Raw genomic sequence first — 23,781 nt, 5'->3', positions numbered from 1 at the left:
ACTTGCTTACATCCCCACGTCGGAGCGGAGGTAGCCCACCTCATGGCGGCCGAGGAGGCGGATGCTGCCCTGGCGCTGGTCACCCAGTGCGATGGGGCCAAACTTCACGCGGACCAGGCGCTCAACCGGGTAGCCGACAGCGTCAAACATACGCCTGACAATGCGGTTCTTGCCGGAGTGCAAAACAACTTCAGCCAGGACGTGGCCGGGCGTTGAGTCGACCAGGCGGAAGGAGTCAACCTTCTGCCAGCCGTCCTCCAGCTCCACACCGTCCTTGAGCTGGGCACCAACGCCGTGGGCCATCGGTCCGCGCACCTGGACGAGGTAGGTCTTGGGGATCTCGTATTTGGGGTGGCTCAGGCGGTTGGCAAGCTCGCCGTCGTTCGTCAGAATCAGCAGGCCCTCGGTGCCGGTGTCCAAACGGCCTACGTGGAACAGGCGCTCATTGGTCTGGCGCCTCTTGAGGTAGTCGCTGATGCAGGGGCGGCCCTCGGGGTCTTCCATGGTGGAGACGACGCCGCGCGGCTTGTTGAACACCATGTAAACCATGGAGTCGTTGGTCTGGATGGTCATGCCATCAACCACAATCTCGACGGCGTCCGGGTCAACGCGCAGGCCCAGCTGGTTCACGGTGACGCCGTCAACCTGAACGCGGCCTTCGATGATCATGTCCTCACACAGGCGGCGGGAGGCAACCCCGGCCATGGCCATGACCTTTTGCAGGCGCACGCCCTCGGCATTGTGAATGTCAATGTCGTCGGTGGTGCGCAACGGGCGGCGGTTCTGCTCGGTGGGGCGGTTCTTGCTTGGGCTGACGGTGCGGCCGTACTGCTCGTTCTTGAACGGGCGGGCGCCGGTCTGGGACGGCTTGCGGGCACCCGGCTTGTTGGTGGCCGACTTGGGGCCGCCCAGCTTGGGTGCGCCGGACTTGTAACCGCCCGCGCTGGCCGCATTAGCCCTGTCGGCGTTGTAACCTGCGGCGCGCAAAGCGCCCGGCTTGAGGTTTTTCTCGTTGTCGTTGGACTTGGATCCCGACCTGGGGCCGCCTGACTTGGGTGCGCCAGACTTAAAGCCACCGGATTTAAAGCCACCGGATTTGGGGGCGCCGGAGCGGGGATTGCCGCCACGCGGCTGGTTCTGCCCGGAAGAACTTCCGGAGCGGGGCGACGGTGTCATGAGTTTGTCCTTAAAGTGCTAAATATTGTGGTCATGCTAAAAGTGTGAATCGTCAAAATCTTGGAGGTTTTCAAGACCGGGCAGGTGCGGTGCAATTTGCGGCAACTCGTCGACGCTGCCCATTCCCAACCGTTCCAAAAAGTACGCCGTGGTCCGGTACAGGAATGCCCCGGACACCGGATCGGTGCCCACTTCCTCAATCAGTCCGCGCTGCGCAAGCGTCCTCACTACGGAGTCCACGTTCACACCACGAATGGCGGAAACGCGGGCCCGTGAGACCGGCTGGCGGTAGGCAATCACCGCCAAGGTTTCCAAGGCCGCCTGCGTGAGCCGGGCCGTTTGGCCGTCCACAACAAACTGTGACACGATCTCGGCGTACGCGGCACGTGAATAAACACGCCATCCCCCGGCCAATTGCCGAAGTTCAAAGCCGCGCACCGGTACAGTGCCACCTTCCCTAGTATAACCGTCGTACTCCCGTGCAAGTTCGTGTAATTGCTCACGTATGACGGCCACGGGAACGGCCGTGACGGCGGCCAACTGTTCTTCCGAAACAGGCTCGTCAACCACCATCAGCACGGCTTCCAGGGCAGCCTTCACCCCTGCGATGTCCTCACTGTTGTCACTCGCCACTGTCTCCGCCTCCCCCGCCAGCCGGTGCAAGACTGCCAGTTTCGTTGTCAAAATCACTCGCCGCCGCCTCAGCCACATCCGCATCGGTGTTCCAGCGCACCAGCAGTTCACCCAGCGGGTTCAGCTGGTCAAAGGAGATAAATTGGTCCCGGAACAGTTCAAGGAGCGCCAAAAAACGGGCAATGACCACCATGGCCGAGTCGGCGTCGGCGGTCAGGGTGGCGAAGGAAAGCGGCGCTCCCGCCTTGAGCAGCGTCATCATGAGAGCTGCCTGCTCCCTGACGCTGACGGGCGCCACATGCAAATGCGCCAAACCAATTTCGGTGCTGGGCGCCTCTCTGGCCTCCATGGCCTTGGCCGCCAGCTGGGCGAATTGTTCCGGGGTGTGGCGCCAGACAAGTTCCGGCAGTAGCGCGGCAAAATGGGGTTCCAACCCTACTTGGCGGGGGAAGCGCCTCGCCTCGCGGTCAAGTTCACCACCCATCAGGGTGGCCACTTCCTTGAAGGCCTTGTATTGCAAAAGCCGTGCGAAGAGAAGGTCACGGGCCTCCAGAAGGGCCAGGTCGTCGTCGTTCTCCACCTCACCGGCGGGCAGCAGACGGGCGGCCTTCAGGTCCAAGAGGGTGGCGGCCAGCACAAGGAATTCGCTGGCCTCATCCAGGGCCCACTCTTCGCCGATGTCCTGCAGCGCCTTGAGGTAGCTGATGAACTCGTCGGTGACGGTGGCGATCGCGACGTCCGTGATGTCCATTTCATGTTTGGAAATCAGGCCGAGGAGCAGGTCGAAGGGACCGGTGAAGTTCTCCAGCCTGACCTCGAAGCGCCTGGCGCCAGGTTGCGCATCGTCCGGTACTGCTGCGTCCGGTTCTGCGCCCTCGTGTGTGGCGCCTGCCGCGATCCCCGCGACTTCTTGTGGTGACTTCAAGTTAGGGCGAGCCGCCGCGTGCGATCAGTTCCTTGGCGAGCCGGCGGTAGGACTCGGCGCCCTGGTGGTTGCTCGCGTAGGACGTGATGGGTTCGGCGGCCACGGACGCGTCGGCGAACTTGATGGTGCGCTTGATCACTGTTTCGAAAACCTTGTCGCCAAAGGCTTCCACCAGGCGGGCCAGGACTTCACGGCCGTGCAAGGTGCGGGAATCATACATGGTGGCCAACACGCCGTCGACCTGCAGGCCGGGGTTCAGGCGGTCCTGGACCTTGTCAATGGTCTCCACCAGCAGGGCGACCGCGCGCAGGGCGAAGAATTCGCAGATCAGCGGGATGATGACACCGTGGGCAGCCGTCAGGGCGTTGACTGTTAACAGGCCCAGGGAGGGCTGGCAGTCGATGAGGACGACGTCGTAGTCGTCTTCCACCTTGCGCAGCGCACTGGCGAGGACCTGCTCGCGGGCCACCTCGTTGACGAGCTGCACTTCCGCTGCGGAGAGGTCAATGTTCGCCGGAAGAATGTCAATGTTCGCAACGTCGGTGTGGATGATGGCGTCACGGATGTCCACCTTCCGGTCCATCAACACGTTATATACGGTGACGTCCAGCTCGTGGGGGTTGGTGCCGAAACCAGCCGACAGGGCGCCCTGCGGGTCGAAGTCAACCAGCAGGACCTTGCGCCCAGCTTCTGCGAGTGCGGCACCCAAGTTGATGGTGGACGTGGTCTTTCCCACGCCGCCTTTTTGGTTGACCATGGCGATGATGCGCGCCGGGCCGTGGGATGAGAGCGTGGGAGGCTCGGGGAATTCCGTCAGGGGACGCCCCGTGGGGCCCAATACGTCCTCGCCGGCGAGTGCTGTTGCACCCTGCTCGTTGCTCACCTGTCAGTCCACGCTTTCGTTTCTGGCCACTGTGTCGCCGCCATTTTGTCTCACCACTGCCATGTACTACGTTACCGGCTGCGGGGTGCATGTTTTGGACATTTGCCGCTGATGGGTTTTGAGCCTTGACCCTCAAGCTGAAGTTGAATGTTCCACAAAGCCTATACTTTGCAATGATGAGCAAAGCTACCAGCCCTTCCCCCAGTAAACCCCCGCGGCGCCAGGATGTGGTGCGCGCAGAGAAACTGCAGGCCGGCTATTCCGGCAAGGCCGTGTGCGGGGTGGTCAGTTTCAGCCTGCACGCGGCGCAGTCGCTGGCCTTGGTGGGGCCCAACGGTGCCGGCAAGTCAACGGTGGTCAAAACGGTGGTGGGCCAGCTGGAGGCGGTGTCGGGCACCACGATGATCAACGGTGCCGAAGTTGACGACCGGACCCTGGATTTCCGCCGCGAAGTGGCTGTGGTGTTTGATGACGACGCGTTCTTCCCCGCCCTCACGGTTGAGGAGCACCTGGCCATTGTGTCCGCCGGACACGGCGTGGAGGATGTGGAAGAGGTGATCGCCTCGGAGCTGGAGTTCTTTGGCCTGACGGAGCAGGCCAAATCACGGCCCTACAACCTGTCCTCCGGGCAGCGGCGGCGCATGCTGCTGGCTTCCGCGTTTGTGCGTCCCCGGTCCCTGCTGGTGCTCGATGAACCGGAGCAGCGCCTTGACACCAACATGAGACACCGGCTGGCCGCCCGGCTGCGCGCCGAGGTGGACGCCGGACTGGCACTGCTGGTTGTCACCCACGATCCCGATTTCCTGTCCGCCGTGGCCACGAAGGCCCTGTTCATTGCCGACACCATCCACACGATGACGCCGACGCAGGCAGCCGTGGCCATCGCCTCCGAGAACCCACACGCGGACTAGACCATGAAAACCAGTGAGCGCTTCAGCGCCAGGGAAATCCGGCAGTACACGTTCCGGGCAGGGTTGAGCCGCACGGAGGGCGGGCTCATGGAGCTGGTCTCCGAGGTCTACACCTCCATCCTCGGCGGCCTGACGCTGCTGACCATGGCAGGGGCGCTCATCGTTGCCCTGCGCCACAGTCTGGGAGTGGGCGATGAATCGGCACTGGTGGCATCCGCCGTCGCACCCGGTTTTCACTCCGTCACCTTGCTGCAGGCCAGCGCCACAGTGCTGCTCACGCTTGCGGCCGCCCTGTTGAGCGTGGAGATGACCATGGGGCCGGTGGCCATGACCCTGCCCCAAACGGCCTGGTGGCTGGGACTGCCTGTCCGCCGTCGGGGGTTCATCCAGCCAGGTTTCCTGAAGTCGCTGATTTGGCCGTCCCTGGCCGCCACCATCGTGGTGCTGCCCATGGCCCTGGGCATGTCCGCCTCGCCGACGCCGGGCAGGCTGGCCCTCTCCGTGCTGTGCGGGCTGGGACTGGCGTGGCTGCTGTACGGCATTGCCTCCTGGTGCCAGATCACCGGTTCGGGCGTGTGGCTGAAGAAGCTCATGGGCGCCATTACGCTCTTGGCGCCACTGACGCTGGTGGCCACGGCCCTGTACAACAATGTGGCCGGGGTGGATGCCATTACGGCGTCGCAGACGGCCTGGATGGAGTACCTGCCCACGAGTTGGCCGCTGCTGGTGGCCGACGGCGCCACCTGGCCCCTGCTGGTGGTGGCCCTTGCACTGGGGCTGCTGGTGCTGGTGTACAGCAACCTTGAGCGGATCACTACCTCCGCTTTGAAGAAAAGCGCTGCGGCAGGCGCCTATGCGGCGAGCTCGCTGCTGTCGATGGATGCCACCGAGTTGTCGCGCTCACTCAGCGCGGGCCCCTCCACCGGCACCAGCAGGGTCCGGCTCCCCGTGGTTTTCAAGCGTGGCACGGTCATGGCCCGCAGCGTCAAGACCTTGGCCAGCACGCACGCCACCATGACCCTGCGCTCCCCCGCCGTGCTGCTGCGGGTGTTGGTGCTGGCCGCGATTCCGGCCTCGTTGGCGTCGGTGGAGTTTCTTGGCAACGCCGTGCTGATTGCCGTGGCACTGTATTTGTGTGCACACTTTGCGGCGACGGCCCTGGGCGCCACAGCACGCTTTGCCAATGGCAACCCGGCCGTGGACACGCTCATGCCGCTGCCGGCCAAGACGGTGCGCCAAGTGCATTTTTTGGTGCCAGGCCTTGTCATGACGCTGTGGGCGCCGGTTTGTTTCGGGCTGCTGCTCGCCTTGGGTGTGGGCTCCCCGGCGTTGTTGGTGCTGGCCGTCCTGGCAGGTCCGGGCCTCGGTGCGGCAACCCTGCGCGCATCGTTCAGGCCGGCACCGGATTGGAACATGCCGGCTGTGGCGTCCCCCACCGGCCCCATCCCCACGGGCGCGATCCGGGCGTTTTTGATCGGCCCCGACCTGACACTGATTGTGCTGCTGCCGGTGCTGATCTGCCTGATTTCCGGCGGAGTGCCCTCCATTGCCTTCCCCATACAGCTGACGCTGACGTTCCTGGCGTACTTGTGGGGCACGCACATCCGCAAGCCCAAGTCGGCGAAGGACGGCAGCCTGTTCGGCATGCCGGCGGCGGCCGGCCAGCCGGCCAAGTAGCCAGGCCCGACGCCAGACTAGCCGAGGTGTGAGATGACGCCCTGCCCCACGAGCCCTCGCCGGCGTGGAGCGGGCGCGATCTCACACCTCGGCGAAGTGGAGCGGGCGCGATCTCACACCTCGGCGAAGTGGGCTAAGTCTTTGGCGCTGCTGTGGAATCCCTGACGACGAGCTCCGTGGCCAGTTCCACGTGCTGCGAGTCGAGCACTTCCCCGCCCGCCAACCGCAGCACCGACCGCAGCGCCGCGCGCCCCATTTCCTTCAGCGGCTGGGCCACCGAGGTCAGCCGCGGCAGTGTCTGCTCCGTCAGGTTCGTCCCGTCAAAACCCACCAGGCTCAGGTCCTCCGGGATCCGCAGGCCCTGGCGCCTGGCCTCTTCCAGGACGCCCAGGGCAATGGTGTCGGAGCCGGCAAAGATGGCCGTGGGCGGCTCCGCCAGGGCCATCAGCTGCTTCGTCCCTCTGACACCGAATTGGTGGTAGAACTCACCCGCAAGCATGTAGTCGGGGCGGGCCGGGACGCCGTGCCCCATGAGTGCTGCCAGGTAGCCGTGCTGGCGTGCCACACTGCACTCCGCGGCTTCGGGTCCTCCCAGGTAGGCGATGCGCCGGTGCCCCAGAGCCAGCAGGTGCTCCGTGGCCACCTTTCCACCGGCCCAGTTTGTTGCCCCCACGCTGACAATGCCGCTGTGCGGTGGATTCAACGGGTCAATCACCACCACGGGAATGTTGCGTCGGCTGAAGGAGTCGAGCTGCTTGTCGGTCACCTCGGAGGTGACAAGGACCAGCCCCTGGCGCCCCCGTTCCAGCATGTGCTGGGCCCATTGCTCATGGTTGGTACTGCGCAGCTTGCCCGGGGTCATGTTGCCCAGCACCACCTCCACACCCGCAGTGGCGGCGTAGTCAAGGATGCCGGTCAGAACCTCCTGCGAGTAATGGGTGTTCACCCCGTCAATCACCAGGTCCACCATGGCCGGCCCTGATGAGCGGGCCCGGCGCTGCACCGGCGATTCATACCCCAGCCTGTCCAGGGCCTCTTGCACCCTGGCGCGGGTGCCGGCCGCAACATCGTCACGGCCGTTGATCACCTTGGAGACCGTAGGTGCGGACACTCCGGCCAGCGCCGCCACGGTAGCCAGCACGGGCTTCTTCCCTCTGTCAGCCACCACCAAGGCAAGCCTCTCATCCCCATCGATTTTCCGAAATGTTTCTATTCCGAAAGTCTGGCGCAATCCCGGCAGTTCGTCAACTTCCTCAACTAGACCGTTGACATGTGACGCGAAGCACGATTAGATACGTAACGGAATCAGAATTAATTGCGAAATGTTTCGAACTGCCGCTTTCAGCCCTTATCAATGGAGACAAGATGAAGCACCAGCCCACGTCACGCCGTTCCTTCCTCTCACTGGCAGCCCTGCTGCCGCTGGCCGCCGTCGGCATCAGCGCCTGCGGCACCTCCGGACCCGCAGGGACCACCACAGGCACGTCCATGTGGTCCGTCAGCGGAGACCCGAACGAGACCATCCGCAAGAACTCCGTGGACGCCTTCGGCAAGGCCAATCCGGACGACACCATCAAGGTCACGTTCTTCCAGAACGACGCCTACAAAACCAAGGTCAAGACGGCCATCGGCGCCGGCCAGGCCCCCACGGTCATTTATGGCTGGGGCGGCGGGATCCTGAAGTCCTACGCGGAGGCTTCCCAGGTGGAGGACCTGACCGGCTGGTTTGCAGAGAACCCCGAGGTGAAGGACCGGCTGTTTGCCTCCTCCTTTGGGGCAGCCACGGTGGATGGCAAGATTTATGCGATTCCCGCCACCACCGTCCAACCGATCGTGTTCTTCTACAACAAGGAGCTGTTCGAGAAGGCCGGCGCCCAGCCGCCCAAGACCTGGGATGACCTTTTGTCCCTGGTGGCGACGTTCAACGGCATGGGCATCGCCCCACTTTCACTGGGAGGGCAGTCACGCTGGACGTCCATGATGTGGCTGGAGTTCATGTTTGACCGTGTGGGCGGACCGGAAGTTTTCAATGACATCTTCGCGGGCAAGGCCGATGCCTGGTCGCACCCGGGCGCCCTTGAGGCCCTGACCAAGATTCAGGAACTCGTTGCCGCCGACGGGTTCATCAAGGGTTTTTCATCCATCACGGCCGACAGCAATGCCGACCAGGCGCTGCTGTTCACCGGAAAGGCCGCCATGATGCTGCACGGTGCCTGGACATACGGCGGCATGAAGAACGACGGCGCCGGGTTCGTCCAGGACGGCAAACTGGGCTGGGTCGACTTCCCCACAGTGGCCGGCGGCAAGGGCGACCCCAAGAACACCGTGGGCAACCCTTCCAACTACCTCTCCATCTCAGCCAAGGCCACGGATGCGGAAAAGGCCTCGGCGAAGAAGTTCTTCAAGGAAGGCCTGCTGGCCAAGGATGAGATTGCCGCCTACATTGCCTCCGGCGGTGTGCCGGTCGTCAATGGCATCGAAGACCAGCTGGCTGCCACCGACGACGCGGATTTCCTGGGCTACCTGTACAACGTCAGCAAGGAGGCGCCAAACTTCCAGCAGTCCTGGGACCAGGCCCTGAGCCCCGTGGCATCCGAAGCTCTGCTGAACAATATCGACCAGCTGTTCGTCAAGTCGATTACACCCGAGCAGTTTGCCAGCAACATGAATGCGACACTCGGCAAATGAGCACCGGACAGATGGCAGCCACGGTGGCACCTCCGCAACGCCGGCAACGTGCTCCAGAGATCTCCAAGGGCAAGACTGGTTCACTGGGATGGCTGGCCGTCCCGGCCCTGGTCTTCTTCATCGCATTCGCCATCATCCCCCTGGCCGGCGTACTGGTCCTCAGCTTCACCAACTGGGACGGCATCGGCGCCATCACGCCGGCCGGCATCGCCAATTGGCTCAGTGTCTTTGTTGACCCCGGCATGTACCACGCACTGTGGCTGACGTTTGTGGTGATGATCGTTTCCTGGCTGATCCAGACCCCGCTCAGCCTGCTGCTGGGCGTCTTCACGGCGGGCAGCCAAAAGTACCGGGCGATCCTGGCCGTGCTCTACTTCCTGCCCCTTCTGTTGTCCTCGGCCGCGATCGCCATCGCCTACAAGGCACTGTTGGACCCGAACTTCGGACTGGCCGCCGGGCTGAGCATGCCCATCCTGGCGCAGGACTGGCTGGGAGATCCGAGCCTGGCCCTGGGTGTGGTCATTTTTGTCATCGCCTGGCAGTTTGTCCCCTTCCACACATTGATCTATCAAGGCGGCGTACGCCAGATCCCGCGCTCCATTTATGAGGCTGCCGAGATTGACGGAGCCGGGAGGGTCAAGCAGTTCTTCTTCATCACGGTCCCGCAGCTGAAGTACACCATCATCACCTCCTCAACCCTGATGACAGTGGGTGCGCTGACCTACTTTGACCTGATTTTTGTCCTGACCGCCGGCGGGCCCGGCAACGCCACCCGCATCCTGCCGCTGGACATGTACCTGACCGGGTTCCGGGCAAACCTGATGGGACCCGCCAGCGTCATCGCCGTGATCCTCGTAGCCATTGGCTTGTTCCTGGCCCTGTTCCTGCAGCGCCTGGGCGGCAAGGACCGCACCGGCAGCCAACTGGAAGGCATGTGACATGGCAACAACACTGACCCCCGCCGCCACAGAGCGCAAGGAAACCCTCCCGCCGTCGGGCATCAAATTGGGAAGCAAGCTGCGCAGGCTCAACCTGCCCGGCGGCACGGCCGGCTGGCTGTGGCTGGCCGTCACCATCGTCCCGATTTACTACATTGTCATCACCAGCCTGAAGACACAGGCCGGCTACTTTGGGCAAAACCCTCTCGCACCACCCAGCTCGCCCACCCTGGAAAACTACAAGATGGTGCTCGAGGCGGATTTCACCCGCTACTTCTTCAACAGCGTCATCATCACCGTCGGCGCCGTGATCCCCACCCTGGCCGTGGCATTCATGGCTTCCTTCGCGATCGTCCGCGGCAACGGAAAATTCCTCAAAGGCGTCAACGCCTTGTTCTTGATGGGGCTGGCCATTCCGCTGCAGGCCACCATCATCCCGATCTACCTAATGATCATCAAGATGAACCTCTATGACAGCCTGCTGGCGATCATCCTGCCCTCCATCGCCTTCGCCATCCCGCTGAGCGTGCTGATCATGTGCAACTTCATCCGCGACGTGCCCAACGAACTGTTTGAGTCAATGCGGCTTGACGGTTGTAGCGAATGGCAGACCATGTGGCGCCTGGCCCTGCCCCTGACCAAGCCGGCCATCGTCACGGTGGGCATCTACAACGGCCTGGGCGTGTGGAACGGCTTCCTGCTGCCGCTGATCCTGACCCAGAGCCCGGAACTGCGTGTCCTGCCCCTGGGCCTGTGGACGTTCCAGGGCGAATTCAGTGTCAACATCCCGGCCGTCCTGGCATCAGTAGTGCTGAGCACCCTCCCCGTTGTGGTTCTTTACATCGTCGGCCGCCGCCAGCTCCTGAGCGGACTGACCGCCGGATTCAGCAAATAATCACGCCCCGCACCAACCCCGAAGGAAAACCTCAATGTCACAGCAATCTCCCCCCGCCTTGCGGGTGGGCATGGCAGGCTACGCATTTATGGGCGCCGCCCACTCGCATGCCTGGCGCACGGCACACCGCTTCTTCGACCTGCCGCTCACCCCGGAACTGACGGCGATCGCCGGACGCAACAGGGCCGGCGTCGAACAGGCCGCCCAACGCATGGGATGGGGTTCAGTGGAAACGGACTGGCGCGCCCTGATCGAACGCGACGATATCGACCTCATCGACATTTGCACCCCCGGCAACACTCACGCTGAAATCGCCATAGCCGCCCTGGAGGCCGGCAAGCATGTCCTGTGTGAGAAGCCCCTCGCCAACAGCGTGGCAGAGGCCGAAGCGATGACAGCCGTCGCCGAAGAGGCCGCCAAAAAGGGTGTGTTCGCCATGTGCGGCTACTCCTACCGGCGCACCCCGGCCCTCGCCCTGATGAAACGCATGGTCGACGACGGCCGGCTTGGCACCATCCGCCACGTTCGCGCCCAGTACCTGCAGGACTGGCTGACCGATGACAATGCACCGTTGACCTGGCGCCTGGACAAGTCCACGTCGGGTTCCGGGGCGTTGGGCGACATAGGCGCCCACATCATCGACGCCGCCCAGTATGTCACCGGGCTGAACATCACTGGTGTCTCCGCCCTGCTGGAAACCTTCACGAAGGAGCGCCCCGTGGACGGTGAATTGGTGGGGCTCGGCGGGCACGGCGACGTCACCGCGGACACGCCCCGCGGCCCGGTGACGGTGGACGATGCCGCCCTTTTCACGGCCAGGTTCGACGGCGGCGCCATCGGCATGTTTGAAGCCACCCGCACCGCACTGGGGCGGAAGAACGCGAACCGCCTAGAGGTCAACGGCACCCTCGGCTCCGTGGCATTCGACTTTGAGGACATGAACTTCCTGCAGTTCTACGACGGCACGGACGCCGAAGATGCCCGCGGCTTCCACCGCATCATGGTCACCGAACCCGTTCACCCGTACGTGGGCAATTGGTGGCCCACGGGGCACGGGCTCGGCTATGAACACGGCTTCACCCACCAGGTCGTGGACCTCGTGACCGCGCTGGGCAACAAAACCCAGCCCACGCCGTCGTTCAGGGAAGCCCTCGGCGTCCAGAAGGTGCTCGCCGCCGTGGAAGACAGTGCCACCAACAACAGCCAATGGACCACCATCAAAGGAAACAACCCATGAGCAACAGCAAAAATGCGCTCGTCGTCCGCGGCGGCTGGGACGGACACCAGCCTGTCGAGGCCACCGAGCTCTTCATCCCCCACCTGGAGGCCAACGGCTTCACCATCCGCGTCGAGGAGGGCCCAGCCGTCTACGCCGATGCTGCCTACCTGGCCGGCGTGGACCTGATTGTCCAGTGCAACACCATGAACACCATCGAGAAGGAGGAGTTTGAGGGCCTGCGGGCCGCGATCGAGGCCGGCACCGGCATGGCGGGCTGGCACGGCGGCATCGCCGATTCCTACCGCAACAACTCCGACTACCTTCACCTGATCGGCGGCCAATTCGCCTGCCATCCCGGCAAACACCCCGACGAGCGCACGGGCGGGCAGCCCGACAACTATGTCCCCTACACCGTAAATATGGCGCCCGCTGCCGCGGCGCATCCCATCACGGCGGGCATCGGCGACTTCGAACTGGTCACCGAACAGTACTGGGTGCTGGCCGACAGCTACATCGACGTCCTCGCCACCACCACCCAAAAAGTGCGCGAGTGGGACCCATGGCACCGCGAGGTCACCTCCCCCGCCATTTGGACGCGCCAGTGGGGCAAGGGCCGGATCTTCGTCGCCACCCCGGGCCACAATGTTGACGTCCTGCAGGATTCCAACGTCAAAACCATCATCGAAAGAGGCATGCTTTGGGCCAGCCGCTAAGCACCAATTCCATCCCCATGAACATTGGCATTGTGGGCTGCGGCAACATCATTGCCCAGTACGTTGCCACCCTCCCCGCCCTCGACGCCCTCCGGCTGGTGGCCGTGGCCGACCTGGACCTGGACCGCGCCGAGGCCGTGGCCGCCGGGCTGCCGGGTGTGCGTGCCCTGTCAGTTCCGGAGTTGATGGACGACGCCGAGGTGGACTTGGTCTTGAACCTCACCATCCCTGCCGCGCATGCGCAGGTTGCGCTGGCCGCCATCGCGGCAGGCAAGCACGTGTACGGCGAGAAACCCCTGGCCGCCACGACGGCCGAGGGCGGTGAGGTGCTGGCGGCGGCCGCCGCAGCCGGCGTCATGGTCGGTTCTGCCCCCGACACGGTCCTAGGCACGGGAACGCAAACCGCGCGGCGGGCCATCGATGATGGATTAATTGGGCGGCCCATCTCGGCCACCGCCACCATGGTGTGCCCCGGGCACGAGCGCTGGCACCCGAACCCGGACTTCTACTACGTTCCTGGTGGCGGCCCCTTGCTGGATATGGGACCCTATTACGTTTCGGCCCTGGTGACATTGTTGGGTCCGGTGGCCTCGGTCATTGGGGCTGCCAGCCACACGCGTACCGAACGCACCATCGGCACTGGCCCACGCGCCGGGGAAAACATCCCGGTGAGCACCGACACCCACGTCACGGGCGTACTGATCCATGAGTCCGGGGCGCTCTCAACCCTGGTGATGAGCTTTGACGCTGTGGCAACGCAGTCGGCCAACATTGAGGTTCACGGCGAAACAGGTTCATTGATCGTGCCGGATCCGAACCACTTTGACGGGGATGTGTTGCTTCGCCAGCTCGGCGGCCCAGCATGGGAGGTGCTGCCCGTTTCCGGCGGCTACGTGGATTCCGGCCGTGGCTTCGGCGTGCAGGACCTGGCGCTCACAGAGCCCGGGCAGGAGCCGCGTGCCGGGGGAAAGTTGGCGTTCCACGCCTTGGAAATCATGGAGTCTGTGCTACAGTCCGCCCATACCGGGCAGGCCGTTGCCATCACCAGCACCTGCGAAAGGCCCGCCGCCGTGCCACTCACACAGCCGGCAGTGGTGGCGCACTAGCCAGTCGCCAAGGACCAGGGACGGGCACCCCCGATTAGCACTCCGGGGCGCCCCACCCCTGTCGAGGTGTGAGATGACGCCCTGTCGATCAATGCCTGGACATTGCGCACCGGGCGTCATCTCACACCTCGGCGAAGGTAAGACGACCGGAAGGAGGCGGCGGTGGCGAGCAGTAACCGCCACCACCGCTGGCGGTCAGTCGCCGAACACCGTGCGCTTCAGGAAGCCGTTGCGGAGCCTGCCCTGCGGATCCAGCCGGCCGGCCAGCGCTTTGAAGTCCTCGAATCGAGGGTACAGCGGAGCCAGGGTGGCGGCATCGGCGTCAAACACCTTGCCCCAGTGCGGGCGGGCGCCAAAGGGTGCCAGTGCCGCCTCAACAACTTTCACCACATCCTCCACCGCTGCCTGGTCGCGGAACCAGGTGAAGTGGAAGGCAACGCTGTCGCGCCCTTGGGCCGTGCTGAGCCAGAGGTCGTCGGCGGCCACGGAACGGACCTCTGCCACCTGCAGCAATGGCGTAATGACATCCGTCAGGGCGCGCAGTACGTTGATGGCCGGGACGGCGTGCACCCGGTCCACTAGGTATTCGGACTGGATTTCCTCCCCCGCGCTGGGCATGAACTCCATGCGAAAGTGGGACAGCCGGTCCTGCCACGGACCGGGCACACCGAGTTGCGCCGTGCAGTTCAGTGCCTCGACGCCCGGAAGCGGGTGCTCGGCTGCAGTCGCCGCCCGGCCGCCGAGCAGTTCCGCCGGGAAGTCGCCGCCACGCCCGTCACCGATCCGCTGCTTGAACCAGGCCTGGCCCACGGTGTCCCCGCTCCAGTCGGTGAACAGGCTGACCGAATAGGCCCGGCCGGTCACGGCGTCGTAATCGGCCAGCACCTGCTCCCACTCGATGCCGCGATAGACATGCTGGGCCACGGCAAATGCCGGCTCAATGGCCAGGATGGCCTCCGTGACGATTCCCAAAGCACCGAGACCCACAACCCAGCCGGCAAAGTCGGGGGTGTCGGCCCGTGTCACCTCATGCAGTGTTCCCGTACCGTCCACCAATTTCAGGCCAACGACGGCGGCCGCCAGGTTCATATTCCCGTCGCCGGAGCCGTGGGTCGCCGTCGCGATGGCACCCGCCACCGAGATGTGCGGCAACGAGGCGAGGTTTCCCAGGGCAAAACCGCTGGCCGCCAGTGCCACGGCCAGTGCCCCGTAGCTGCTGCCGCCGTCCACCGTCACCGTCAGGGCTTGTGCATCGATGGTCAGGACCGGAGGCATCCTGTCCAGGCAGATCTGCACGCCGTCGCAGTCGGCGATGGCGTTGAACGAGTGGCCGGACCCCAAGGCCTGAACCGACAACGAGCCACGCACCAGCTCCTGAAGTTCCTGCACGCTCTCCGGGAAATGGACCGCTGAGGCCCGATAGCGGTAATTGCCGGCCCAATTATTTTCCCGGCTCCGGCGTTCCGCCTGCTGCTGTGTCATGCCTGGCCTCCCATAGCGCCCAACGATTTTGATGTGACTAACAACATATCAAATGCGGCCTGCCACCGAAGGCGTTTCCGCTGCCTGCGCACGGGTTGGTTCACCGTGGCCGCGAACCGGGGCACCCGCCGGATTTCGAGGAACGGCCCGCACAGCCTACGATTGCTGAGGCGTGTCCTGCGCCACACCTAAGCTGCGCATACCCGCGCACCCCGATCCCATCACCCTGAGGACGACAATGAAGTTGCTGAAATCAATCCCCCTGCTCGGCTGGATCATCATAGCCATCGTTTTGGGCATTCTGACCGGCCCGGTCATGCCCGTGTGGCTCGGCGGTGTGTTTCTGACCTACAACTCGATCTTCTCCGGATTCTTGGGCTTCATTGTGCCGCTGATCATCCTAGGGCTTGTCATGCCCGCCATCGCCGAGCTCGGCAAGGGCGCCGGGAAGTGGCTGGGGATCACCGCCGTGATCGCGTACGGCTCCACAATCCTCGCGGGGTTGCTCGCTTACTTCGTGAGCCGGTGGCTGTTCACCTCGACGCTGGCCGGTGGCGGCCTGGACGCGTTCGGCGAAGATTCCGGATCGGGCTTCACCCCCTACCTCACGGTGGTGGCCAGCGCCGGCGACTCGGCGACCGAGATCGTGCTCCCGCCGGTGATCGGCGTCATGAGCGCACTCGTGCTCGCATTCGTGCTCGGCATCGGCCTCACCGCTTTCCACAGCAAGGTGCTCTTTCGCGGAGCCGTCGAGTTCCGCACCATCATCGAGTCCGTGATTCGGCGCATCATCGTGCCTGCACTGCCACTATTCATCTTCGGCATCTTCATGGATCTTTCAGCCAGCGGCTCCGCCATGACCGTCGTCACGAAGTTCCTGCTCGTCGCCATCGTTTCCTTTGCCCTGACGTTCATCGTCCTGCTCGCGCAGTACTCGGTGGCAGGGGCCATGTCCGGCATCAACCCGTTGAAGGCACTGTGGAACATGCGCGATGCGTACTTCACGGCACTGGGCACCTCATCCTCGGCCGCAACGATTCCGGTAACGCTCGCCTCAGCAAAGAAGAACGGGGTCTCCGACTCGGTTGCAGGCTTCGTGGTCCCCCTGTGCGCCACGATCCACCTTTCGGGTTCGATGGTGAAGATCACTTGCTTCTCCATCGCGGTGCTGCTGCTCACCGGCGGTGACATCTCCTTCGGCGCCTACCTGCCGTTCATCCTGATGCTCGGCGTCATGATGATCGCCGCCCCGGGCGTTCCAGGCGGTGCGATCGCCGCGGCCGCGGGCCTGCTCGCGCAGATGCTCGGTTTCGGCGAGGTTGAGGTGGGCCTCATGTTCGCGGCGTACATTGCCTTGGACAGCTTCGGCACGGCAACGAACGTGACCGGCGACGGTGCGATCGCCCTGATCATGAACAAGCTCACGCGCGGCCACCTCGGCACGCAGGCGCAAGATCCGGCGGACGAGAAGGTGGATGCGGGAGTGGGCAGCGAGACAGAATTGCACGCCCTGGCCCAGTAGGCAACACTCCGCTTACGGCCCCATCTGCATCACCACCAGCCCCAAGTACGACGGCGTGAGGTGCCTTCCGCTGCCCTGCTGCTGGGCATCGAGTCCCCTCCCGCCGGGCGCCCCGGTTGCGCGGTTCCCGGAAGGAAAAGTTCGACGCCGGCCACCCGCCCCAGGCGCGCGGGTGGCCGTTCCGCTCCGCCCGCCAGCAAAACCCTGGAATCCCTGGCGCTGCCTGATTCACTGCGGGAACTGCTGCGCAGCGGCCGCACCGCCACGGACGAGGTCCACCTCGCCGGCGACCGGCTGCTGGTGGTCAGCCAGCGCCCCGCCCGGGCCCGGGGCAGCAGCACGGCTGCGGGAACAGTGGTCACGCTGCGCGACCAGACGGAGCTGACCCGCCTGGCGGGGAGCCTCAGCAGCACCGAGACGCTGGTAGAGGCACTGCGCTCCCAGACCCATGAACACGCCAACAGGCTGCACGCCATCATTTCCCTCATTGAACTGGGCCGCCCCGGGGAGGCCCTGGAGTTTGCTGCCGCGGACCACGCCGCCACCGTGGCGCTGGGCGCCGAATATGTCAGCACCCTGAACGAGCCCTACCTGGCCGCCCTGTTGCTGGGCAAGGCGGCACAGGCGGATGAGCGGGGCGTGAAGCTGGAGATCAGCGGCGCCGGCATGCTGCCGCCGGACACCCTGGATGCCCGCGAGCTCGTCACCCTGCTGGGCAACCTGGTCGACAACGCATTGGAGGCTGCGGCCAGCCACACCTCCTCCCCCACCGTGTGGGTTGACCTGCTCGTGGCCGACGGCGCCCTCACCATCACCGTGGCGGACAACGGCCCGGGACTGCCCACCACGGACCTGGACGTACTGGACCGCATCGGCACAACCGGCAAGGAGTCCGTGGCCCCGGGCGGGCGCGGCTACGGGATCGCGCTGATCCGCCGTGCCACCGCCGCCCTGGGAGGCACCGTCACCGGTGAGAATGACGGCGGCGCCCTCATGACCGCCATCGTGCCCCTCCACCACGGACCCCAACCCCAACGGCAGGATGAAGCATGAACGCAACGGAACCCATCCGGGTGCTGGTGGTGGACGACGAACCCATCGCACTTGCGGCGCATGTCGACTATGTGCGCCGGCTGGGCGGTTTTGAGGTGGCGGCGCAGGCCCACGGCACGGGTGCGGCGCTGGCGGCCCTGAACGATCCCGCCGTGCCGCCGGTGCCGCTGATCCTGCTGGACATGAACCTGACCGACGGTCACGGCTTGGACCTGCTGCGGCGCATCCACGGACTCGGCCTGATGCCAGACGTCGTGGCGATCACGGCCGTGCGCGACATCCATGTGGTGCGCTCGGCCATTGCGTTGGGCCTCACGGCTTACCTGATCAAACCCTTCACATTCGCCGCGTTCCGGGAAAAGCTGGAAAGCTACCAAAATTACCATACGGCGCTGGCGGACACGGCCCACACCTCGCAGGATGCGATTGACCGGGCGTTGTCAGCACTGCGACCCTCGGGGAAAGTGACCTTGCCGAAGGGCATGCTGCAAGAAACACTGCGTGGCGTGTCCGATTGGCTGCGGGCGCAGTCCGGTGCAGCATCTGCCACGGAGACTGCTGCGGGTCTGCCCATGTCCCGGGTCACCGCACGGCGCCACCTGGAGCATCTGGTCGAAACCAACTCGGCTGTGAAGGCGCCGCGCCACGGCTCGCCCGGACGCCCCGAACTGGAGTACAGCTGGTCCGGTCCCCGGCAAGCGTGAGGGCCCGGCAGTAACGGCGCCGCACCGAGGCCCCGGTACCAACTGCGCGGCACACGCCAGGGTCAGACGGCGGAGAAAGCCACCACGCAGTTTTGCCCGCCAAAGCCGAACGCGTTCGTGACTGCGTTCCGGTCCGAGGGATCTGCACGGGTGAACGCCGCCATCTCAACTGCGGCACGGTCCTCTTCCCAACCGACAATTTGATCGAGTTCAACATCTTCAACGACCCTAAGTACCACCTCTCCCACTCACCATAAATAGCCGTAACCTGGACGGTCAATAGGCACGGGAGCGGCGTGAAATCAACCGCGTCACAGCCTGACCTGGGATGCCCACAAGCCGAGCGGCTACCAGGCATGGCGGTACTGCTGCTCCGGCGAGGTCAGTGCGTGCCGACCTTTGAGCCCTCAATTACCCTCGACTCTCTCGATGTTCGAGACAGCCACCGGGAGCTTATGGAGAAACGCCGTGATACGGGACCTTGTAGGACACTGAGGCCACCGCTGGCTACGAGAGCTCGGCTACAGGGCTGAGGAGAGTACGCAGCTGTTCGACCTGCTCACGCGGAAGGCGATCGAGTAGCCAGTTCTCAACGGAGTCGTCAGCGAGGCGGGCTGCTTCATCCACGAGTAATGTGCCGCTGGAGGTCAGCTGGAATAGACCGTCATCCGTACGTTGAAGCCAACCGAGCTTCTCCAGCGGGCGCACCAAACGAATGGTCTGCGATTGGGTTGCGTGCATTCGTTTCGCTAGTGTGACACGATCAACGCCGGTGATGCCGGCGGCTGTAAGAAGTTGGAGATCGTCAACGCTGATTCCGATCTGGGCGAGTCTATTATTAGCTGCCGCGGCAGCCGCTGACTGTGCCGCGGTGAGCAGCATCACTAACTCGAGGCCAACCGTGGCGCTTGTACCCGAGTAGCTCTTGCCGTAGGACTCTGGTGGTGTCATCGTCACTGCGATGCTCCTTTTCTGAAACGCATGTCATTGACGCATTCGGCCGATATCTCGACGATCCGTCCTTGGTAACCAAGGTTCTCCAAGTCGGTGGTCGCGCTTTCCTGCGCCTGCATCCGGGCGAGCAGCTCTGCGCCATCGGGGCTCGGCTCCTCGACCAGGACTTCGTATCGGAACTGATAGCCGACAAGTTCCGGGCCGTACAGGAACGTTCCCTCGGGGCTGAAGCGGGCACTGAACATTCCGTGGTCATTCTGCTCAGCCAGCAACTGAGCACGCTGATCCGATCTCAGGTTGGTGAATCGGCCCCGAACGGTCATCCGATAGGTGTGCTCCATTAGCGAGTCTCTTTCCGTGTTGCCAGTTCAAATATGGTGACGATCTCACCGATCGTCTCGTCCACCGAAGTCGGCAGCGCCCTCGCCGCGAGACGGGCCGCAGCAGCATCCAGCGTTGTGCGGAGCATGTACGCCATGAGCCAAGGGTCGAAGGGCCGCATTTCGTCGCGCTGTTGGCCGTCTTTGAAGAGCCCGATGATGCCGCGGAGCGACTCTTTCATCCGGGATTCGAACCGCACCGTATCGAAGCGACTCTGGAAGCCGACCACGGCGATCAACGCGCTCGTCTTGAGTGGCTCGTCCGCGCAGAAGCGCAGGTAGCTGCGAATGTAATCCTCGAGTCGCGCGCCACTTGCAATTGGGCTGACCAGTAGTGCGTCGATCGTCGGACCGATCATTGAGGTCGCGCTGAGCGCCACGGCTTCTGCCAGTTCCGCTTTGTCGCCGAAGTTGCTGTGGAATGCGCCCCTGCTATACCCGGCATGCTCGGCCACCGTGTTAAGTGAGGTATCGGAGACGCCGAACTGGGTGAAGAGCTCTGTTGCGGCATCAACTAGCCTGCGTCGAGTCTGCTCGCGACTCTCATCGCGCGATAATCGGGCTCGACCGTCCGGGATTTGAATCATCATGACCACAAGGATACCACGTGGTATTTCGATGTTCCTCGGTATCACGCATGGTGCTTGTCACCGCCCGAAGGCGACTGCTCTGAATGTGAGAAGTCATCTGCACCGCCTAGATCTGTTCGCGGGCGGAACGCTCCACGGGACGAGATCAAGCGCCAGCTGCCTAATTTTGGTTCCACGAGTGGGAGCTCGAAGCCGATTGCTTTGACTACGCCAGTGTCTGTTCTAGGTATTGGTCTTTTTCGTTAAACACCAGGTGGCCTTGGGCTCCGTTGACGATTGGGAGTTGCGGCGGAACGTGGCCGCATTCCACATTGCCGATGATGGGTATGCCGAGCACTCCCAGGGCATCGAGGACTGCCTCGGCCTGGGAGAGGGTCGCAGAGTCGGGGGCTCCGGTGCGTCCGACGAGAATGGCTTTGGCGCCGTCGAAGAATCCGGCCAAGCGCATGCCGTGGAGATGTCGGCAAATCGTCGTGGCATCAACGCTGGACGCTTCTACATAGACGATCAAGGAACCGCTTCGACCAGTCCGCAACACCTCGGTGCTGAGATACGGGGTACCGGCAAGGTTGACCATGGTCTCAATGCAGCCGCCGATCAGACGGCCTGTAACGCTCACCTCGCCCTGGCCCTTGTCGAGTCTTTCCCAGGCCCCGCTGCCGTTCCATGCTTGGTCAGTTACTTCGGGCTTGTTTTCCCAATCGTCCCAGTCGTTGACACGATAAATGCCCGGCGATGCTTGTTTGAAACTTGCTCCTGCGGGGAGTGAAGCGATATCGATCCAGGACATCAACAATTCCGGGACACGATATGGAGTGTCCATGAGGTTGCTCCCGTGGAGCGTTGCCATTCCCGTCCGAAGCGTGATCGGGGTGAGCAACGTTGAAATATCGGAATATCCCACGAACCAAGTCGGTTCCGCGGAAGCGAGTGCATCAAAATCAAGATAAGGAATAAGGTCAATGGCGGTTGCTCCTCCCCACGGAGGAACAATGGCCTTGATCGTGGGATCCAAGAGCATCCTCATTAGTTCCCGGGCGCGCTGTTCAACAGATGCGCTGACGTGCGTGGAACCGTCCATGCAGTCGCCCATATCCACCGCGAAACCTCGGTCTCGCAATTGCTGTACGGCAAAGTCCATACGTCCCACAAGCGATTCGGGTACTCCGCTCGACGGGGATGTAACGCCAATGAGGTCGCCTGATGCTAGCGGCTGAGGGTATCGAATCTCCATGAACTCATACTTGCATGCAAAAGTGACTAGCGGAAAAGTCTTCGCGAGCGTCGTGGTGCTAGAGCCACCCGGCATCAGCAACACCCAAACTATGACTACCCATCGTCATATCTGGGGTCGACTTCATAGCGGATAGATGCCGTCACGTTGCCGAAAGGGGCGTCCCATTGTGACGCGGGTGCGGCGTGCCGTAAGCCGGCCCGGGACCGGTCAGGTTGCAGCCCGAAGTTACAGCGGTGTCAACATCAATGGCACTGTCCGCATGGGAACCTGAAACGGGACCATATGCCCGTTTGTAGTCAGGAATTGTTGATTCCGAAGCGGATTGGCTACTCGCTCTCAGCATCCTCACCGTTCGCTGTTTGCTCTATCCAGTCGGTTGCCTCATCCGAGAGGGTAAGTCCTTCGCGCCCGTCGTCGCCAACCCAAGAAGCGTCTGCCGTGGGTTGTCCTGCCACAGCCATGATCTGATCCAAGATGCTTGGTGGCACGATGTCACCATTGTTGTTGATCAACCATTGCTGGGTTGAAGAGTCAAGTAGTGGCCACCAGTCCTGAATGTTCATGGCTTCATTCTGACACCGAACCGCCCGTAACTGGGATGCTCTACGGGACGCCGGCTCTTTGTAGTCGTTCTGGTGCCTGCCAGGTGAGCGCGTCCAGTGCGACCGGCGGGGACTGGAAGAGACTTTCGCCGCGGGCGTTATGCAGCGCAGGCCACAGGCTTGCGGCCCAGGCAACCTCTCGCTCTTCCTCGGTAAACGATCTACCCCGTGATTGCTGGTAGGTGTCGATGAATTTTTCCGAGCTTTCGATGGTTGCCAGCGTTGGGACGGCGGTGCTGGCAAAGGCGCCTGATGCTGCGCCGACGATGGCTGCTTCCGGGAGGGCAACGAGGCTGTCCCAGTCGTGGACCGCCCAGGGGCGGTCCCCCTGCCAGCGAAGATTTTGGCTCTCCCAGTCACCGTGCCCAACAACCAGGGGCAAAACGCCTTGTGCCAGCCGTTCCGAAACGGCGCGGGCAATAGCGTGAACGTGCCCTGGTACGAGGTCTTGGTCCATGGCGTCAACCACAGGATTTGTTGGCCATAAGCCGCCCGTTGGGGGATTCCAATGCATCCACGGAGGTGGTGTGCCAAGCCCGGTTGGAGACTGTGTTTGAAGAATCTCCATCAGGTCCGCCAAGAGTTTGGCGGACCGGTCGGCAAAGCAAAGGTCTCCACCGGGGTACATTTCACCGCCGGGAAGCCACGTCTCAGCACTGACAACCAAACCCGGTTCGAGTAGGTCAGCCCTGGTCAGCGGCCGGGCACAGGGGAATTCAGCATCCGCTGCAACGCGCTGAAGTTGAAGGCATCGATTGATTTTTTCGGCGGAATCAGGCCGGACTTTGACGGCAACAATGCAGTGCTCGTCGGAGTCGTATTGGAACTGATGAGACATTTGACCGCCAGCTTCTGCACGCAACGACGTGAGGGCACCATGGCCGAACACGCGAACACACCACGCCTCAACTTGAATGGATATTGCTCTTATCGCCATTGTCCGATTCTATAAACAGGGCCCCGCAGCACGTTCCACCGTTGGCCATTGTTCTCAGGTGTGGCGCCTACTACCGCCCCGGAAGCGGAACCTTGGCCGGCACAGCATTTGCTTGGCGGGGCCAACCTATTTGGCAGGAGCACCGCGTGCGTGCACGCGTGCGTGCAATCGAGGCAACTTCATTCTTGGTAGCCTCGATCAGAAGCTGAATGTACCAGCGGAGAATCATCCAACCGTCTTTGAACCTAGGAGAAGAATGATCAGCGTTTTGGTGGGATCTTCGGTCGCGCCGGGGAATCTCGAAGAGGCTCTCAGCGCCTATCGAGAGCTGGCTGCCGCAACACTTAAAGAGCCCGGATGCGTAAGCTACGAGCTCCTTCAGCTTCGCGATGATCCTTGTGAATTCATGCTTGCGGAACGATGGCTCTCGCAAGAGCATCTGGACGCGCACACACGAACAGATCACTTCATTGAAGCCATGCACAAGCTCGAAACTCTGGAGACGGCTGCGCCAGCGCTGATCTACACCAGCGCGGTCTAGTTCAGGAAACTACCG

At 63.2% G+C, this 23,781-nt stretch carries 25 protein-coding genes; 12 read left to right on the top strand and 13 right to left on the bottom strand.

From position 1 onward, the window contains the following. Positions 1–6: 6 nt before the first annotated feature. The 4 genes from art_RS00295 to art_RS00280 form a co-directional block, all read right to left on the bottom strand. Entirely contained in the window at positions 7–1,176 is a 1,170-nt protein-coding gene (locus art_RS00295; RefSeq protein WP_038461721.1) for a pseudouridine synthase, read from the bottom strand. Between the two features lie 36 nt (positions 1,177–1,212). After that, positions 1,213–1,809, bottom strand: a complete 597-nt coding sequence (gene scpB / locus art_RS00290; protein ID WP_038461718.1) for an SMC-Scp complex subunit ScpB — start codon at positions 1,807–1,809, stop codon at positions 1,213–1,215. Continuing rightward, on the bottom strand, positions 1,799–2,617 hold the full coding sequence (locus tag art_RS00285; protein ID WP_253901554.1) for a ScpA family protein: 819 nt from the start codon (positions 2,615–2,617) through the stop codon (positions 1,799–1,801). Before art_RS00285 ends, scpB begins: the two co-directional genes overlap by 11 nt. A gap of 118 nt (positions 2,618–2,735) precedes the next feature. Further along, positions 2,736–3,617, bottom strand: coding sequence for a ParA family protein (locus tag art_RS00280; protein ID WP_038461716.1), 882 nt, complete (start codon positions 3,615–3,617; stop codon positions 2,736–2,738). A 173-nt stretch (positions 3,618–3,790) separates the two neighbouring features. Between art_RS00280 and art_RS00275 the strand changes: the two genes are divergently transcribed. After that, the gene (locus art_RS00275; protein ID WP_253901421.1) at positions 3,791–4,528 is read left to right on the top strand and encodes an ABC transporter ATP-binding protein; all 738 of its coding nucleotides are present in this window, start codon (positions 3,791–3,793) and stop codon (positions 4,526–4,528) included. A 3-nt stretch (positions 4,529–4,531) separates the two neighbouring features. After that, positions 4,532–6,205, top strand: a complete 1,674-nt coding sequence (locus art_RS00270) for a DUF6297 family protein (RefSeq protein ID WP_157875065.1) — start codon at positions 4,532–4,534, stop codon at positions 6,203–6,205. 133 nt (positions 6,206–6,338) lie between these two features. Here the strand turns inward: art_RS00270 and art_RS00265 are convergent, their stop codons facing one another. Beyond that, complete coding sequence (locus art_RS00265; protein ID WP_253901420.1) at positions 6,339–7,373, bottom strand: LacI family DNA-binding transcriptional regulator; 1,035 nt, start codon at positions 7,371–7,373, stop codon at positions 6,339–6,341. A 197-nt stretch (positions 7,374–7,570) separates the two neighbouring features. On the opposite strand from art_RS00265, the gene art_RS00260 reads away from it, so the two are divergent. The 6 genes from art_RS00260 to art_RS00235 are packed head-to-tail and all read left to right on the top strand — an operon-like array spanning position 7,571 to position 13,764. Next, a complete protein-coding gene (locus art_RS00260; protein ID WP_038461705.1) occupies positions 7,571–8,893 on the top strand; it encodes an extracellular solute-binding protein in 1,323 nt (440 codons plus the stop codon). 11 nt (positions 8,894–8,904) lie between these two features. After that, complete coding sequence (locus art_RS00255) at positions 8,905–9,831, top strand: carbohydrate ABC transporter permease (RefSeq protein ID WP_052136849.1); 927 nt, start codon at positions 8,905–8,907, stop codon at positions 9,829–9,831. A gap of 1 nt (position 9,832) precedes the next feature. Continuing rightward, positions 9,833–10,726 carry a carbohydrate ABC transporter permease gene (locus tag art_RS00250; RefSeq protein ID WP_038461702.1) on the top strand — a complete coding sequence of 298 codons (894 nt, stop codon included), beginning with the start codon at positions 9,833–9,835 and terminating at the stop codon, positions 10,724–10,726. Between the two features lie 34 nt (positions 10,727–10,760). Then, positions 10,761–11,963: a Gfo/Idh/MocA family protein gene (locus art_RS00245; protein WP_038461700.1), complete on the top strand. Its 1,203-nt coding sequence runs from the start codon at positions 10,761–10,763 to the stop codon at positions 11,961–11,963. Then, positions 11,960–12,658: a ThuA domain-containing protein gene (locus art_RS00240; protein ID WP_038461698.1), complete on the top strand. Its 699-nt coding sequence runs from the start codon at positions 11,960–11,962 to the stop codon at positions 12,656–12,658. The genes art_RS00245 and art_RS00240 overlap by 4 nt, the downstream gene beginning before the upstream one ends. A gap of 17 nt (positions 12,659–12,675) precedes the next feature. Then, positions 12,676–13,764 carry a Gfo/Idh/MocA family protein gene (locus art_RS00235; RefSeq protein ID WP_173425212.1) on the top strand — a complete coding sequence of 363 codons (1,089 nt, stop codon included), beginning with the start codon at positions 12,676–12,678 and terminating at the stop codon, positions 13,762–13,764. Positions 13,765–13,959: 195 nt separating this feature from the next. On the opposite strand, the gene art_RS00230 is transcribed toward art_RS00235, so the two are convergent. Further along, complete coding sequence (locus art_RS00230; protein ID WP_038461693.1) at positions 13,960–15,246, bottom strand: D-arabinono-1,4-lactone oxidase; 1,287 nt, start codon at positions 15,244–15,246, stop codon at positions 13,960–13,962. A 238-nt stretch (positions 15,247–15,484) separates the two neighbouring features. Between art_RS00230 and art_RS00225 the strand changes: the two genes are divergently transcribed. From art_RS00225 to art_RS00215, 3 genes are read left to right on the top strand one after another with little or no spacing between them, the layout of a single operon-like run. After that, positions 15,485–16,768: a dicarboxylate/amino acid:cation symporter gene (locus art_RS00225; protein WP_038461691.1), complete on the top strand. Its 1,284-nt coding sequence runs from the start codon at positions 15,485–15,487 to the stop codon at positions 16,766–16,768. A gap of 60 nt (positions 16,769–16,828) precedes the next feature. Next, a complete protein-coding gene (locus art_RS00220; protein ID WP_052135832.1) occupies positions 16,829–17,821 on the top strand; it encodes a sensor histidine kinase in 993 nt (330 codons plus the stop codon). Continuing rightward, complete coding sequence (locus tag art_RS00215) at positions 17,818–18,525, top strand: response regulator (RefSeq protein ID WP_038461688.1); 708 nt, start codon at positions 17,818–17,820, stop codon at positions 18,523–18,525. The genes art_RS00220 and art_RS00215 overlap by 4 nt, the downstream gene beginning before the upstream one ends. A 62-nt stretch (positions 18,526–18,587) precedes the next feature. Here the strand turns inward: art_RS00215 and art_RS21955 are convergent, their stop codons facing one another. The 7 genes from art_RS21955 to art_RS21390 all read right to left on the bottom strand — a co-directional run bounded on the left by art_RS21955 (position 18,588) and on the right by art_RS21390 (position 23,126). Then, positions 18,588–18,764 carry a hypothetical protein gene (locus art_RS21955; protein ID WP_157875064.1) on the bottom strand — a complete coding sequence of 59 codons (177 nt, stop codon included), beginning with the start codon at positions 18,762–18,764 and terminating at the stop codon, positions 18,588–18,590. Positions 18,765–19,032: 268 nt separating this feature from the next. Beyond that, positions 19,033–19,482: a MarR family winged helix-turn-helix transcriptional regulator gene (locus tag art_RS00210; protein ID WP_038461686.1), complete on the bottom strand. Its 450-nt coding sequence runs from the start codon at positions 19,480–19,482 to the stop codon at positions 19,033–19,035. Further along, positions 19,479–19,820 carry a DUF6204 family protein gene (locus art_RS00205; RefSeq protein WP_052135831.1) on the bottom strand — a complete coding sequence of 114 codons (342 nt, stop codon included), beginning with the start codon at positions 19,818–19,820 and terminating at the stop codon, positions 19,479–19,481. The genes art_RS00210 and art_RS00205 overlap by 4 nt, the downstream gene beginning before the upstream one ends. After that, complete coding sequence (locus art_RS20640; RefSeq protein ID WP_052135830.1) at positions 19,820–20,449, bottom strand: TetR/AcrR family transcriptional regulator; 630 nt, start codon at positions 20,447–20,449, stop codon at positions 19,820–19,822. The genes art_RS00205 and art_RS20640 overlap by 1 nt, the downstream gene beginning before the upstream one ends. Positions 20,450–20,654: 205 nt before the next feature. Beyond that, positions 20,655–21,683, bottom strand: a complete 1,029-nt coding sequence (locus tag art_RS00195) for a S66 peptidase family protein (RefSeq protein ID WP_038468011.1) — start codon at positions 21,681–21,683, stop codon at positions 20,655–20,657. A 329-nt stretch (positions 21,684–22,012) separates the two neighbouring features. Further along, complete coding sequence (locus art_RS00190; RefSeq protein ID WP_038461684.1) at positions 22,013–22,249, bottom strand: hypothetical protein; 237 nt, start codon at positions 22,247–22,249, stop codon at positions 22,013–22,015. Between the two features lie 40 nt (positions 22,250–22,289). Further along, positions 22,290–23,126, bottom strand: a complete 837-nt coding sequence (locus tag art_RS21390; protein WP_157875062.1) for a phosphotransferase — start codon at positions 23,124–23,126, stop codon at positions 22,290–22,292. A gap of 355 nt (positions 23,127–23,481) precedes the next feature. Here art_RS21390 and art_RS00180 point away from each other — a divergent pair, with 355 nt between their 5' ends. Further along, positions 23,482–23,766, top strand: coding sequence for a putative quinol monooxygenase (locus tag art_RS00180; RefSeq protein WP_038461682.1), 285 nt, complete (start codon positions 23,482–23,484; stop codon positions 23,764–23,766). Positions 23,767–23,781 lie beyond the last annotated feature (15 nt).

Source organism: Arthrobacter sp. PAMC 25486 (genome assembly GCF_000785535.1).
GTDB lineage: Bacteria > Actinomycetota > Actinomycetes > Actinomycetales > Micrococcaceae > Specibacter.
The sequence above is the reverse complement of the archived record's forward strand: the minus strand, read 5'-3'. Positions and strand labels throughout refer to the sequence as shown.

Coding starts and splice junctions, on each gene's coding strand:
- art_RS00295 (WP_038461721.1), bottom strand. CDS start 1,176: ATGACACCGTCGCCCCGCTCCGGAAGTTCTTCCGGGCAGAACCAGCCG.
- art_RS00275 (WP_253901421.1), top strand. CDS start 3,791: ATGATGAGCAAAGCTACCAGCCCTTCCCCCAGTAAACCCCCGCGGCGC.
- art_RS00270 (WP_157875065.1), top strand. CDS start 4,532: ATGAAAACCAGTGAGCGCTTCAGCGCCAGGGAAATCCGGCAGTACACG.
- art_RS00260 (WP_038461705.1), top strand. CDS start 7,571: ATGAAGCACCAGCCCACGTCACGCCGTTCCTTCCTCTCACTGGCAGCC.
- art_RS00255 (WP_052136849.1), top strand. CDS start 8,905: ATGGCAGCCACGGTGGCACCTCCGCAACGCCGGCAACGTGCTCCAGAG.
- art_RS00250 (WP_038461702.1), top strand. CDS start 9,833: ATGGCAACAACACTGACCCCCGCCGCCACAGAGCGCAAGGAAACCCTC.
- art_RS00245 (WP_038461700.1), top strand. CDS start 10,761: ATGTCACAGCAATCTCCCCCCGCCTTGCGGGTGGGCATGGCAGGCTAC.
- art_RS00240 (WP_038461698.1), top strand. CDS start 11,960: ATGAGCAACAGCAAAAATGCGCTCGTCGTCCGCGGCGGCTGGGACGGA.
- art_RS00235 (WP_173425212.1), top strand. CDS start 12,676: ATGAACATTGGCATTGTGGGCTGCGGCAACATCATTGCCCAGTACGTT.
- art_RS00230 (WP_038461693.1), bottom strand. CDS start 15,246: ATGACACAGCAGCAGGCGGAACGCCGGAGCCGGGAAAATAATTGGGCC.
- art_RS00225 (WP_038461691.1), top strand. CDS start 15,485: ATGAAGTTGCTGAAATCAATCCCCCTGCTCGGCTGGATCATCATAGCC.
- art_RS00215 (WP_038461688.1), top strand. CDS start 17,818: ATGAACGCAACGGAACCCATCCGGGTGCTGGTGGTGGACGACGAACCC.
- art_RS00205 (WP_052135831.1), bottom strand. CDS start 19,820: ATGGAGCACACCTATCGGATGACCGTTCGGGGCCGATTCACCAACCTG.
- art_RS20640 (WP_052135830.1), bottom strand. CDS start 20,449: ATGATGATTCAAATCCCGGACGGTCGAGCCCGATTATCGCGCGATGAG.
- art_RS00195 (WP_038468011.1), bottom strand. CDS start 21,683: ATGGAGATTCGATACCCTCAGCCGCTAGCATCAGGCGACCTCATTGGC.
- art_RS00190 (WP_038461684.1), bottom strand. CDS start 22,249: ATGAACATTCAGGACTGGTGGCCACTACTTGACTCTTCAACCCAGCAA.
- art_RS21390 (WP_157875062.1), bottom strand. CDS start 23,126: ATGTCTCATCAGTTCCAATACGACTCCGACGAGCACTGCATTGTTGCC.
- art_RS00180 (WP_038461682.1), top strand. CDS start 23,482: ATGATCAGCGTTTTGGTGGGATCTTCGGTCGCGCCGGGGAATCTCGAA.